General features: G+C 68.7%; 13 protein-coding genes. 8 read left to right on the plus strand and 5 right to left on the minus strand.

Annotated features, from left to right (window positions below; translation table 11 throughout):
* Positions 1–89: 89 nt before the first annotated feature.
* The 8 genes from BN996_RS19230 to BN996_RS20865 all read left to right on the plus strand — a co-directional run bounded on the left by BN996_RS19230 (position 90) and on the right by BN996_RS20865 (position 8,264).
* Complete coding sequence (locus BN996_RS19230) at positions 90–1,523, plus strand: FAD-dependent oxidoreductase (protein WP_089781800.1); 1,434 nt, start codon at positions 90–92, stop codon at positions 1,521–1,523.
* Positions 1,524–1,685: 162 nt separating this feature from the next.
* A complete protein-coding gene (locus BN996_RS19235; RefSeq protein WP_089781802.1) occupies positions 1,686–3,008 on the plus strand; it encodes an ABC transporter substrate-binding protein in 1,323 nt (440 codons plus the stop codon).
* A gap of 93 nt (positions 3,009–3,101) precedes the next feature.
* Positions 3,102–4,067: a branched-chain amino acid ABC transporter permease gene (locus BN996_RS19240; RefSeq protein ID WP_089781804.1), complete on the plus strand. Its 966-nt coding sequence runs from the start codon at positions 3,102–3,104 to the stop codon at positions 4,065–4,067.
* The gene (locus BN996_RS19245) at positions 4,064–5,140 is read left to right on the plus strand and encodes a branched-chain amino acid ABC transporter permease (protein WP_089781806.1); all 1,077 of its coding nucleotides are present in this window, start codon (positions 4,064–4,066) and stop codon (positions 5,138–5,140) included. Before BN996_RS19240 ends, BN996_RS19245 begins: the two co-directional genes overlap by 4 nt.
* Complete coding sequence (locus tag BN996_RS19250) at positions 5,140–5,931, plus strand: ABC transporter ATP-binding protein (protein ID WP_089781809.1); 792 nt, start codon at positions 5,140–5,142, stop codon at positions 5,929–5,931. Before BN996_RS19245 ends, BN996_RS19250 begins: the two co-directional genes overlap by 1 nt.
* Positions 5,924–6,628, plus strand: a complete 705-nt coding sequence (locus BN996_RS19255; RefSeq protein WP_089781811.1) for an ABC transporter ATP-binding protein — start codon at positions 5,924–5,926, stop codon at positions 6,626–6,628. Before BN996_RS19250 ends, BN996_RS19255 begins: the two co-directional genes overlap by 8 nt.
* A 1-nt stretch (position 6,629) precedes the next feature.
* Positions 6,630–7,958 (plus strand): MmgE/PrpD family protein, encoded by a 1,329-nt coding sequence (locus tag BN996_RS19260; protein ID WP_089781813.1) that lies wholly within the window; start codon positions 6,630–6,632, stop codon positions 7,956–7,958.
* A gap of 27 nt (positions 7,959–7,985) precedes the next feature.
* Positions 7,986–8,264, plus strand: a complete 279-nt coding sequence (locus BN996_RS20865) for a hypothetical protein (protein WP_089781815.1) — start codon at positions 7,986–7,988, stop codon at positions 8,262–8,264.
* Positions 8,265–8,284: 20 nt separating this feature from the next.
* On the opposite strand, the gene BN996_RS19270 is transcribed toward BN996_RS20865, so the two are convergent.
* The 5 genes from BN996_RS19270 to BN996_RS19290 are packed head-to-tail and all read right to left on the minus strand — an operon-like array spanning position 8,285 to position 13,141.
* Positions 8,285–9,613 carry an MmgE/PrpD family protein gene (locus tag BN996_RS19270; RefSeq protein WP_089781813.1) on the minus strand — a complete coding sequence of 443 codons (1,329 nt, stop codon included), beginning with the start codon at positions 9,611–9,613 and terminating at the stop codon, positions 8,285–8,287.
* A 1-nt stretch (position 9,614) separates the two neighbouring features.
* On the minus strand, positions 9,615–10,319 hold the full coding sequence (locus BN996_RS19275; RefSeq protein WP_089781811.1) for an ABC transporter ATP-binding protein: 705 nt from the start codon (positions 10,317–10,319) through the stop codon (positions 9,615–9,617).
* The gene (locus BN996_RS19280) at positions 10,312–11,103 is read right to left on the minus strand and encodes an ABC transporter ATP-binding protein (RefSeq protein ID WP_089781809.1); all 792 of its coding nucleotides are present in this window, start codon (positions 11,101–11,103) and stop codon (positions 10,312–10,314) included. Before BN996_RS19280 ends, BN996_RS19275 begins: the two co-directional genes overlap by 8 nt.
* Positions 11,103–12,179, minus strand: coding sequence for a branched-chain amino acid ABC transporter permease (locus tag BN996_RS19285; RefSeq protein WP_089781806.1), 1,077 nt, complete (start codon positions 12,177–12,179; stop codon positions 11,103–11,105). Before BN996_RS19285 ends, BN996_RS19280 begins: the two co-directional genes overlap by 1 nt.
* Positions 12,176–13,141, minus strand: coding sequence for a branched-chain amino acid ABC transporter permease (locus BN996_RS19290; RefSeq protein ID WP_089781804.1), 966 nt, complete (start codon positions 13,139–13,141; stop codon positions 12,176–12,178). Before BN996_RS19290 ends, BN996_RS19285 begins: the two co-directional genes overlap by 4 nt.
* Between the last annotated feature and the right edge of the window lie 16 nt (positions 13,142–13,157).

Raw genomic sequence — 13,157 nt, forward strand, 5'->3', positions numbered from 1 at the left:
ACGGACACGGCGACGACGCGAGAGGGCCGCGGCGACGCCGACGCCGCCGGAGGCGGTAGTTTTACGATAGAGTCTACCTAGCAGAGTGCATGGACGAACTAGCCCGGCGGACGCCGAGCGACGGCGTCGCCGAAGTCGTCTCGGTCGACGACATCGAGTGGGACATCGACACGGACGTGCTCGTCGCGGGCGGCGGCGGCACCGGCCTCGTCGCCGCGCTCGCGGCCAGCGAGAACCCCGACGTTCGCGTGACGGTGCTGGAGAAAGCGCCCGAGTGCGGCGGCAACACGTCGCTTTCGACCGGGATGGTCCCCGCGGCGGGGACGCGCCTCCAGCGCGAGGCCGGCATCGAGGAGACGCCCGCGGACATGGCGCGCGACATCCTGGAGAAAAACGACTACGAGGCCGACGAGGAGCGCGTCCGGTACCTCTGCGAGGAGAGCGCGAACCTCATCCACTGGCTCGTCGACGACTGGGACGTCACGCTCCACATCGTGGACGACTTCAAGTACCCCAAACACTCCGAGTACCGGATGCACGCGCCGGAGGGTCGAAACGGCGAGAACCTCGTCGCCGAACTGGTCGAGCGCGTCGAGTCGACGCCGAACATCGAACTCCTGACGAACGCGCCCGTGAAGAGGCTCGTCGCCGACGACGGCGCGGTCCGGGGCGTCGTCGCCGGCCTCGGCCACGACGAGGCCATCGAGGCCGAGCGGGTCATCCTCGCCACCGACGGCTTCGCCGGCAACCGCGGGATGGTCACCGACTACTGCGAGGAAGACGTCGAGCGGGCGCTGTACTTCGGCGCTGACGGCAACACCGGCGACGGCGTCCGCTTCGGCGCGGAACTCGGCGGCGAACTCGCCTGCATGGACGCCTATCAGGGCCACGCGACGGTGGCGAGCCAGACGGGGATGCTCTCGACCTACGCGGTCACGATGAACGGGGGCATCCTCGTGAATCAGGACGGCGAGCGGTTCGGCGACGAGTCCGCGGGCTACAGCGAGTTCGCCATCTCGGTGCTCAAACAGCCCGGCGGGCAGGCGATTCAACTGTTCGACGAGCGCATCTTCGAACGACTCCGCGGGCAGTTCGAGGACTTCGACGAGGCCATCGAACAGGGGACCTACCACAGCGACGACTCGGTCGCCGACCTCGCCGAGCGACTCGGTGCCGACGGCGAGCGCGCCGCGGAGACGGTCACCGACTACAACGAGGCGGCCGCGGCGGGCGAGCCGGACGAAGTCGGTCGGGTCGACGGCGCGACCCCGCTGGAAGCGCCCTTCTACGGGACCAAGGTCACCGGCGCGCTCTTCCACACGCAGGGCGGCCTCGTCGTCGACGAACACGGGCGCGTCCTCCGGACCGACGGAAGCACCGTCGAGAACCTCTACGCCGGCGGCGGCACCGCCTGCGGCATCAGCGGCCACGGCGCGGGCGGCTACCTCTCCGGCAACGGGCTGACGACCGCCCTCGGTTACGGCCGCCTCGCCGGCATCCACGCCCGCGAGTCGCTCGACTGACGCCGCGGCGAGGTCACGGCCCCGGAGCAGGGCACCGAAACTACTCGTTTTCGACGCAGTTCGCCGACCAGAACCGATTCGTTGCAGGAATATCCGCAGAACGTGACAACACGAGTACGGGAGGATTTATTACAGTAGGCACTAACCTCGATACCGATTGCCATGGGTAAGACTCTCAAGTCTTCGACGAGCAACAGGCGGCGCTTCCTCAAAGCAACGGGCGCGAGCGTCGCGGCATTGACACTGGCCGGCTGTGCGAGCGACGACGCCGGGAACGGCGGCGGTGATTCGGGCGGTGACTCCGGCGGCGACTCGGGCGGGTCCGGCGGCGACACGGGCACCACGACGGGGACGCCCGAGCAGTCCGTCGACGAGGTCATCATCGGGTCGAACCACCCGCTTTCGGGGAGTCTCGCCGCGACGGGCGTCGGGATGAGCAACGCCATCAAACTCGCCGCGATGCGGAAAAACGAGGAGGGCGGCATCGAGTCGCTCGGCGGCGCTGAAGTGACCGTCATCGAGGGCGACAACCAGGGCGCACAGGAGCTCGGCGGACAGGTCAGCGAGGAGCTGCTGAGCGAGGGCGCGCACGTGCTCACCGGCTGTTACTCCTCGCCGGTGACGACGGCGGCGACGCAGGTCGCGGAGCGACAGGGCGTCCCCTTCGTCATCTCCATCGCGGCGGCGGACAACATCCTGCAGGGCCGCGACTTCAACTACGTCTACCGGCCCCAGCCCCCGGCGCGCCGGCTGGCGAGCGACTACGCGGACCTCGTGCCATCGGTCATCCGCGACGGCGGCGGCACCATCGACACGGCGGGACTGTTCTACATCAACAACAGCTACGGGCAGGCGATTCGCGACAGCCTCCGGGAGTTCCTCCCCGAGCAGAACGTCGAAATCGTCGAGGAGACGGCCATCGAGTTCGGCGCGTCGAACGCCAACACGCAGGTGTCGCGGCTCCGGAGCGCCGACCCCGACACCATCATCGCCACGACGTACGTCGCCGGCGGCGTCCTGCTCGCACAGGCGTTGCAGGACCAGGACTACCGGCCGCCGTACCTGACCGCGTCCGCGTCCGCGACGTTCACCGACGACGACGCCGTCAGCGACATCGGCGAGTTCGCAAACGGCGTGCTGGACAACAACTACGCGCTGAACCCGACGGTCGACAAGACCGCCGAGGTGCGCTCGCAGTTCCTCGACAACTACGACCAGGAGTTCTCCGCGTCGGTCGGGATGTCCTACACCGCGGCGGAGGTCGTCATCCAGGCGGTCGAGGAGGCCGGCAGCGTCGACCCCGACGACATCAACGAGGCGCTCAAGGGCCTCAGCTACGAGGACCACATCTCGGCGATGGGCGCTATCGAGTTCGACGACCAGGGTGAGAACGTCAACGCGCTCGGCCCGGTGAACCAGGTCCAGGACCTCTCGGTCAGAGTCGTCTACCCCGAGGAGTACGCGGAGGCCGAACCGCAGGTCTAACCGCTACCCGCGCGCGCCGTCACGTCAACGAACCGTCCCGAACGATAGCACCTTTTATGGGGGATGCCAACAATTCCCGAGCGTAGAAACCGCATGGGACACCTAGTCACATCGGTCGCGCCGCTGCCGCTGCAGGGCGGGGGCCTCGGCCGATTCATCGACCCGTTCGCACAGTTCCTGACAGACATCACCAATCTGGAGCCCGTCCTTCTGCAGCTGCTCGCGTTCGGCCTCCTGCTCGGGGGCGTCTACGCGCTGACGGCGCTCGGGCTGACGATGATATTCGGCGTGATGGACGTCATCAACTTCGCCCACGGCGTCTTCCTCGTCGTCGGGATGTACTCGGTGTGGTTAGTCTCCGAGACGGCGGGTATCAGCCCGTTCATCGGTATCCCCATCGCCGCCGCCGTGCTGTTCGTCCTCGGGGTGGTGGTCCATATTCTCACGGTCGAACCCATCATCGAGGCACCGCAGCAGAACCAGCTCATCGCCACGCTGGGCGTCCTCTTTATCGTCCAGTCGGCCATCGAAATCGTGTTCACGCCCGACCCCCAGCAGGTCGAACTCTCGCTCGGGTCGATACAGGTCGGCGGCGTGTTCATCCCGCTCGGGCAGTTCTACGCGCTCGTCATCGCGCTCGGGACGATGCTCGCCGTGCGGGCGTTCCTGAACCGGACCGACCTCGGCCGGAAGATTCGCGGCACGGCCGACAACCGCGACGGCGCGCGCTACGTCGGCATCAACGTCCGCCGCATCAACTACCTCACCTTCGGCATCGGCGCGGCGCTGGCCGGCGTGGCCGGCGGCTCCATCGCGCTGTTCCAGCGGTTCGACCCCTTCACCGGCGAGACGTACCTCATCAACGCCTTCGTCATCGTCATCCTCGGCGGCCTCGGCTCGTTCCCCGGCGCGTTCGTCGGCGGCCTCATCGTCGGGCTGATTCAGGTGTTCGGCGGCTACTACCTCCCCGGGACCACCGCGCAGGTGCTCATCTTCCTGCTTTTCATCGGGACGCTCCTCGTCAAGCCCGAGGGCCTGTTCGGAGGTGCTGAGGCGTGAGCGCAATCGAGACGGTCCGCGACCGCTACCGGACGTTCGACGACGGGCGGTACGCCCCGCTCGTGAAGGGCGTCGCGCTGTTCGGCCTGCTCGCGGCGCTCCCGACGCTCATCGAAATCGACGTCGCCGGGATGGAGCTCGCGGCGACGCTGAGCCTCCGAATGCTCATCCTCACGGTCATCTACGCCTACACGGCGCAGGCGTGGAACATCATGTCCGGCTACACCGGGCAGTTCTCGTTCGGGCACGCGGCGTTCTTCGGCGTCGGCGCGTACGCCACGCAGGCGCTCGTCGTCGACTTCGCGGTGAACCCGTGGGTCGGAATGCTCGTCGGCGGCGTGCTCGCGGCGGGGTACGGCCTCGTCATCGGCGCGCTGTCGTTCCGCTTCAACCTGCAGGGCCACTACTTCGCGCTGGCGACGCTGGCGTTCGCGGAGCTGCTCCGCTTCGTCGTCACCAACATGTCCGAACTCCACGGGGCCAACGGCTACTTCAAGCCGTTCCCGCGCGACTACGGCGCCGAGTACGGCCTCGCGGCCTTCCAGTTCCAGAGCGACCTGCCGTACTACTACCTCATCGTCGGCTTCCTGCTGGTCGTGACGCTCGTCTCGTGGCTCATCAAGAACTCGTGGGTCGGGCTGTACTTCTTCGCCATCCGCGAGGACGAGCGGGCCGCCGCCAGCGTCGGCGTGCCGAGCTTCCGGTACAAGCTCATCGGCGTCGCCGTCAGCGCCTTCTTCACCGCCCTCGGCGGTGCCTACTGGTCGATGTACTTCAACACCATCCGCCCCGACACCGTGTTCGCGCTGTTCAAGAACGTCGAACTGCTCCTCCCCGCGGTCGTCGGCGGCCCGGGGACGCTTCTGGGCCCCATCGTCGGCTCGTTCATCGTCACGCCGGTCAGCGAGGTGGCGCGGACGACGTTCTCCGACATCAACGGCCTCGACCGCATCATCTACGGCGCGTTCCTCGTGGCCATCGTCATCTACTCGCCGCGCGGCGTCGTGAGTTGGCCGAGTCAGGCGCGCGCCCTCTGGGAGCGCGTCCGCGACGACGAGGAGGTGAGCGAGTGATGTCGGCGGACGAGACGACCGCGCAGAGCGTCGACGACCCGGATGCAGACATCGAGCGCGAGGGCGAGCGGATTCTGTCGGTCGAGGGCGTCGGCAAGCGCTTCTCCGGCCTGCAGGCGCTCGACGACGTGGACATGACCGTCAACCGCGGCGAGATTATCGGCCTCATCGGGCCGAACGGCGCGGGCAAGACCACGCTGTTCAACTGCATCAGCGGGGCGTTCCCGCCGACGAGCGGGACCGTCAGACTCGACGGCGAGGTCATCTCCGGCCTCCCGGCGCACAAAGTCGCGCGGGCGGGGCTGGCGCGGACGTTCCAAATCACGCGCCCGCTGGAGGAGCTGACCGTCGTCGAGAACGCGATGGTCGGCGCGCACATACACACGCGCCGCCGGAGCGAGGCGCGCGAAATCGCCATGGAGAACCTCGAATTCGTCGGGCTCGCGGACAAGGCCGACGAGGAGGCGGGCGAACTCACCGTGGGCGCACAGAAGCGCCTCGAACTCGCCCGCGCCGTCTCGACGCGCCCGGAGATTCTGCTCCTCGACGAGATTATGGCGGGGCTCACCCCGTCGGAGTCGAAGCAGATGCTCGACCTGTTCCGCCAACTGCGCGAGCGCGGGACGAGCCTCCTCATCATCGAACACGACATGAAAGCCATCATGAACATCTCGGACTACGTGAAAGTGCTGGACCAGGGGAAGGGCATCGCCTTCGGCGCGCCGGAGACGGTGGTCGAAGACGACCGCGTCATCGAGGCCTACATCGGGGGGTTCGACGTCGATGCTTGAACTGCGCGGCGTCCGCGCCGGCTACGACGACATCGAGGTGCTCCACGGCGTCGACATGCGCGTCGACGAGGGCGAAATCGTCGCACTCATCGGCTCGAACGGCGCGGGCAAGACCACGACGATGCGAACCATCTGCGGCATCCTCTCGCCGAGCCGCGGCGAGATAACCTACCGCGACGAGGCGATTCACTCGAAGGCGTCCCACGAAATCGTCGAGCGCGGCATCGTGCAGGTCCCCGAGAACCGCGACCTGTTCACCAACATGACCGTCATCGACAACCTGCTTCTCGGCGCGCAGACCGAGGAGGCGAAGGCGAACCGCGAGGAGAACCTCGACGAGATGCTGGGGCTGTTCCCCCGACTCGCGGAACGCAAGAACCAACGCGCCGGCACGATGTCCGGCGGGGAACAGCAGATGCTGACCCTCGCCCGCGCGCTCATGGGCGAACCCGACCTGCTCATCCTCGACGAGCCCTCCATCGGCCTCGCGCCGCACCTCGTCCAAGAGGTGTTCGACGTCATCGAGGACATCCACGCGCAGGGCATGACGGTGCTCATGGTCGAACAGAACGTCCAGCAGACGCTCAAGCTGGCCGACCGGGGCTACGTCATGGAGAACGGCCGCATCAGCATGACCGCCGACGGCGACGACCTCCTCGAAGACGAGGGCGTCGTCGAGGCGTACCTCGGGGTGTGAGATGACGGACGAATCGCTCGCGTCGTTCGTCGCCGACCTCGACCGGACCGACCTCCCCGCGTCGGTCGTCGAGCGCGCGTCCCTCGTCGTCGCTGACACCATCGGCGCGGTGCTGGGCGGCGCGTCGGACCCCGCGGTCGCCGCGCTGGCGCGCCGGTGGGCCGACGAGAACGGCGGCGAATCGACCATCATGGGGACCGCGGGCGAGCGGACCACCGCGTACCGCGCCGCGTTCGTCAACGCGGCCGCCGGGAGCGTCCTCGAACTCGACGAGGGCCACCGCTTCGCGGCCGGTCACCCCGCGATTCACGTCCTGCCGGCGCTCCTCGCGGACGGCGAATCGGCCTACCGCAGCGGCGACGAGTTCCTGACGGCGTTCGTCGCCGGCTACGAGGCGGCGGTCCGCGCCGCCGAGACGGTCGTCCCGCTCGCCGACGGCCTCCACCCCCACGGCGTGTGGGGCGGCGTCGGCACCGCCGCAGCCGTCTCCCGACTCCGCGGCCTCGACGCCGAGACGACGCTCGACGCGATGCGAATCGCGGCGAACTACGCCCAGCACACCCGGTTCGAGGCGGCCACCGAGGGCGCGACCGTCAGAAACGGCTACGTCGGGATGAGCAACCTCTCGGGGCTGCTCGCGGTCGATCAAGCCGAATCCGGGTTCACCGGCCTCGACGACGGCGTGGTCCGACACCTCGAACCCGTCGCCGCGGACGGCCCCGACCGGAGCGCCCTCGACGACGGACTCGGCGAGCGCTGGGAAATCGAGCGCGGCTACTTCAAGGTCCACGCGGCCTGCCGCTACACCCACGCCGCCCTCGACGCCGTGGCGCCCCTCGTCGACGAGACGGGCGTCGTCGCGGCCGACGTCGAGTCGGTCACCGTCGAGACGTACCCCGCCGCGGCCGCGCTGTCGGAGCCCGCGCCCGAAAACGCCCTGCAGGCGAAGTTCTCGATTCCCTTCGCCGTCGCGTCGGCGCTGACGACCGGCGAGACCGGCAAGGAGGCGTTCACCGACGAGGCGCTGACGAAGACCGCGCTCGGGTTCGCCCGCCGCGTGGACGTGGTCGCCACCGAGGAGTTCGCGACCCGCGCCCCCGACGAGCGCGGCGCGCGCGTCACCGTCGAAACGGTCGATGGCGAACGGTACGCCCGCGAGGTGCGCGCCGCCCGCGGCGGCGAACGCGACCCGTTCACCGAATCGGAGCTCCGAGCGAAGTTCGACCGACTCGTCGCGCCCGTCATCGGCGACGGCGGCGTCGACGGCCTCTGGACCGCGGCGACCGAACCCGCCGCCCCCCGCGTGCTCTGCGCCCTCACTCGGGCCTGAGCCGCCCTGCGACCACGTATTCAGACCATGATTTCACAGGAACCAGTCCGAGACTGGGAACGACAGGTGCACGGCTTTCTGACCGACGAGCTACCCGACGACGTGCGCGCCGACGGCGAGCGAATCGTCGCGGACGTGCTCGCGGCGACCGTCGCGGGGGCGGCCGCCCCCGCGACGGTCGCCGCGAGCACGTCCGCGACGATTCGCTCGCCGTCGGCGCGCACGTCGTCGGGTAGCTCGTCGGTCAGAAAGCCGTGCACCTGTCGTTCCCAGTCTCGGACTGGTTCCTGTGAAATCATGGTCTGAATACGTGGTCGCAGGGCGGCTCAGGCCCGAGTGAGGGCGCAGAGCACGCGGGGGGCGGCGGGTTCGGTCGCCGCGGTCCAGAGGCCGTCGACGCCGCCGTCGCCGATGACGGGCGCGACGAGTCGGTCGAACTTCGCTCGGAGCTCCGATTCGGTGAACGGGTCGCGTTCGCCGCCGCGGGCGGCGCGCACCTCGCGGGCGTACCGTTCGCCATCGACCGTTTCGACGGTGACGCGCGCGCCGCGCTCGTCGGGGGCGCGGGTCGCGAACTCCTCGGTGGCGACCACGTCCACGCGGCGGGCGAACCCGAGCGCGGTCTTCGTCAGCGCCTCGTCGGTGAACGCCTCCTTGCCGGTCTCGCCGGTCGTCAGCGCCGACGCGACGGCGAAGGGAATCGAGAACTTCGCCTGCAGGGCGTTTTCGGGCGCGGGCTCCGACAGCGCGGCCGCGGCGGGGTACGTCTCGACGGTGACCGACTCGACGTCGGCCGCGACGACGCCCGTCTCGTCGACGAGGGGCGCCACGGCGTCGAGGGCGGCGTGGGTGTAGCGGCAGGCCGCGTGGACCTTGAAGTAGCCGCGCTCGATTTCCCAGCGCTCGCCGAGTCCGTCGTCGAGGGCGCTCCGGTCGGGGCCGTCCGCGGCGACGGGTTCGAGGTGTCGGACCACGCCGTCGTCGAGGCCGGTGAACCCGGATTCGGCTTGATCGACCGCGAGCAGCCCCGAGAGGTTGCTCATCCCGACGTAGCCGTTTCTGACGGTCGCGCCCTCGGTGGCCGCCTCGAACCGGGTGTGCTGGGCGTAGTTCGCCGCGATTCGCATCGCGTCGAGCGTCGTCTCGGCGTCGAGGCCGCGGAGTCGGGAGACGGCTGCGGCGGTGCCGACGCCGCCCCACACGCCGTGGGGGTGGAGGCCGTCGGCGAGCGGGACGACCGTCTCGGCGGCGCGGACCGCCGCCTCGTAGCCGGCGACGAACGCCGTCAGGAACTCGTCGCCGCTGCGGTAGGCCGATTCGCCGTCCGCGAGGAGCGCCGGCAGGACGTGAATCGCGGGGTGACCGGCCGCGAAGCGGTGGCCCTCGTCGAGTTCGAGGACGCTCCCGGCGGCCGCGTTGACGAACGCGGCGCGGTACGCGGTGGTCCGCTCGCCCGCGGTCCCCATGATGGTCGATTCGCCGCCGTTCTCGTCGGCCCACCGGCGCGCCAGCGCGGCGACCGCGGGGTCCGACGCGCCGCCCAGCACCGCGCCGATGGTGTCAGCGACGACGAGGGACGCGCGCTCGACGACCGACGCGGGGAGGTCGGTCCGGTCGAGGTCGGCGACGAACGACGCGAGCGATTCGTCCGTCATCTCACACCCCGAGGTACGCCTCGACGACGCCCTCGTCTTCGAGGAGGTCGTCGCCGTCGGCGGTCATGCTGATGCGGCCGTTCTCCATGACGTAGCCCCGGTCGGCCAGCTTGAGCGTCTGCTGGACGTTCTGTTCGACCATGAGCACCGTCATGCCCTGCGCGTGGATGTCCTCGATGACGTCGAACACCTCTTGGACGAGGTGCGGCGCGAGGCCGATGGAGGGCTCGTCGAGGATGAGCAGGTCGGGTTCGCCCATGAGCGCGCGGGCGAGGGTCAGCATCTGCTGTTCCCCGCCGGACATCGTGCCGGCGCGTTGGTTCTTGCGTTCCGCGAGTCGGGGGAACAGCCCCAGCATCTCGTCGAGGTTCTCCTCGCGGTTCGCCTTCGCCTCCTCGGTCTGCGCGCCGAGAAGCAGGTTGTCGATGACGGTCATGTTGGTGAACAGGTCGCGGTTCTCGGGGACCTGCACGATGCCGCGCTCGACGATTTCGTGGGACGCCTTCGAGTGAATCGCCTCGTCGCGGTAGGTTATCTCGCCGCGGCTCGGCGAGAGGATGCCGCAGATGGTTCGCATCGTCGTGGTCTTGCCCGCGCCGTTCGAGCCGATGAGTGCGACGATTTCGCCCTCGTCGACGCGCATGTCGACGCCGTGGAGCACCTCGATGTCGTCGTAGCCGGCGCGGACGCCGCGCAGTTCAAGCATCGACGTCGAACCCCCCGATGTAGGCCTCGATGACGCGGTCGTCTTCGACCACCGTCTCCGGCGCGCCGAAGGCGATGCCCTTCCCCTGGTCCAGCACTTTCACGTAGTCCGAGATGTTCATGATGGCTTTCATGTCGTGTTCGATGATGAGGAGGCTCGTCCCGCGCTCGCGCAGTTGGCGGAACAGGTCGAGCATCTGCTTCGACTCCGACGGGGTGAGCCCCGCCATAATCTCGTCGAGGAGCAGAATCTCCGGGCGCGTCGAGACGGCGCGGGCGAGTTCGAGGCGCTTCTGTGCGCCCACGGTGAGTTCGCCCGCCTCCTCGTCGGCCTTGTCCGCGAGCCCGACGAATTCGAGGTTCTCCATGGCGATTTCGCGCGCCTCGCTCCGGCGGCGCGTGTGTATGTGCGCGCCGACCATCGCGTTCTCGACGACGGTCAGCTCCTCCAGCGGGCGCGTGATTTGGAACGTCCGCGCCAGCCCCGCCCGCGCGACTTTGTGCGCCGGGAGGCCGGAGATGACCTCGCCGTCGAGTCTGACGGTCCCGCTCGTCGGCGGGAACGCCCCGCTGATGCAGTTGAACAGCGTGGTCTTGCCCGCGCCGTTCGGCCCGATGAGGCCGATAATCTCGCCGCGGTTGACGGTCATGTCCACGTCGTCGAGCGCCTGCAGGCCGGAGAAGCGCTTGCCGACGCCCTCGACCGACAGAATCCGCTCGCCCTCGCGCTCGATGTCTGCATCCGGGTCGTCGACGCTCTGCGCGGTCGTCTCGTCCGCCGACATCACTCGCTCACCTCCTCGTCGTCGCGGACGCGCTCCCAGAGGGCGCGCGCCTGACTCGGCCAACTCACGACGCCGCGCGGCGAGTAGATGACGATGGCCACGAGGAACGCGCCGTAGATGATGCGGTCGAGGCCGTTGATGTCGGAGAACGTCGTCCGCGCCACCTCGCTGACCGGCGTGACGATGAACGAGCCGACGATGGGGCCCAGAAGCGTCCCCGGGCCGCCGACGACCGCGGGGAGGAGCAGTTCGACGTTCTTGAACAGCGCGAACACGGTGTCGGGGCGGATGGTGTTGAAGTACATCGACCAGTAGGCACCGCCGAGGGCGGTGAAGAAGGCGCTGACGGCGACGCCGATGAGCTTGTACCGGAAGCTCGGCACGCCGACGCTGGCGGCGGCCCGCTCGTCCTCGCGGATGGCGAAGAAGTACAGCCCGACCCACGAGTTCTTGATGAGCCACGAGACGAGCGTCACGACCAGCAGGAAGCCGACGATGAGGTAGTAGTACGGCAGGTCGCTCTGGAACTGGAAGGCCGCGAGGCCGTACTCGGCGCCGTAGTCGCGCGGGAACGGCTTGAAGTAGCCGTTGGCCCCGTGGAGTTCGGACATGTTGGTGACGACGAAGCGGAGCAGCTCCGCGAACGCCAGCGTCGCCAGCGCGAAGTAGTGGCCCTGCAGGTTGAAGCGGAACGACAGCGCGCCGATGACGAGGCCGTACCCCGCCGCGAGCACGCCGCCGACGAGCATTCCGACCCACGGGTTCACCGCGAAGTCGACGACGAGCGCCTGCGTGGCGTACGCGCCGACGCCGAAGAACGCCGCGTGCCCGAACGAGAACTGCCCGGTGTAGCCGGACATGATGTTCCACGCCTGCGCCGTGTAGGCGTAGATGACCGTGAGGATGAGCATTCGGAGGCTCAGCGTCGCCGCGAGCTCCATCCCGGCGACGTCGATTTCGATGAGCGTCGGGAGCGCCGCGAGCAGGCCGAACAGCGCGACGCCCTTCACGAGCGGGGCGTACCGCCCGTCGTCGAACGTCCGGTAGCGGTCGCGGACCGTCTCGATTGCGCTCACGCCTCAGCACCTCCGAACAGGCCCTCGGGCTTGACGAGGAGCGTCCCGATGAAAAGCAGGAAGATGAGCACCTGCGCGGTGGTCCCGGGGAGGTAGTAGCCGCCGAACACCTGAATCAGCCCGACGATGAGGCCGCCGACGAACGCGCCGGGGAACGAGCCGAGGCCGCCGAGGATGACGATGACGAAGGCGTTGATGAGGTACGTCTCGCCGGTGAAGGGGTCGAACCGCTGGAACAGCGCGATGGAGCCGCCGGCCACGCCGGCCAGCGCCGCGCCGATGCCGAAGGTGAGGTAGTTGATGCGGCGGACGTTGATGCCGACGTAGCGCGCGCCGTCGCGGTTGTCGGCCGTGCCGCGAATCTTCCGGCCGAGGTCGGTCCGGTTCAGGAACGCCCGCACGGCGAGCATCGTCCCGAGCGCGATGACGAGCGCGTAGAACTGCCCGAGCGGGATGAACACGCCGCCGACCTGTATCGACCCGAGCGAGAGTTCGACCTGCTGGGGGTCGGGCGTGAACACGATTTCGATGGCCGACTGGACGATAAAGAGGACGCCCAGCGTGGCGATGAGCTGGTTCTGCTGCGGTGCCTCGATGATGGGTTCGACCGTGAGAATATGGACCACCACCCCGAGGACGAACAGCACGGCGGCGGCGATGGGGATACCGATGAACGGGCTGATACCCGCCGTCTCGGAGACTAACCACACCGAGTACATCCCGACGACGAGGAAGACGCCGTGGGCGAAGTTGATGACGTCCATCACGCCGAATATCATCGTCAGCCCGAGCGCCGTCAGCGCGTAGACGCCCCCGAGCAGGAGGCCGAACGCGAGCAGCTGCAGAAGGACGGGCTCCAGATTGGTGATGTCTGTCAGGAACTGTGCGAACGGGTCGATGAATCGGCCGAGGCCCCCGCCCTGCAGCGGCAGCGGCGCGACCGATGTGACTAGGTGTCCCATGCGGTTTCTACGCTCG

It is taken from the genome of Haloferax massiliensis, from assembly GCF_001368915.1.
Classification (GTDB): Archaea; Halobacteriota; Halobacteria; order Halobacteriales; family Haloferacaceae; genus Haloferax; species Haloferax massiliensis.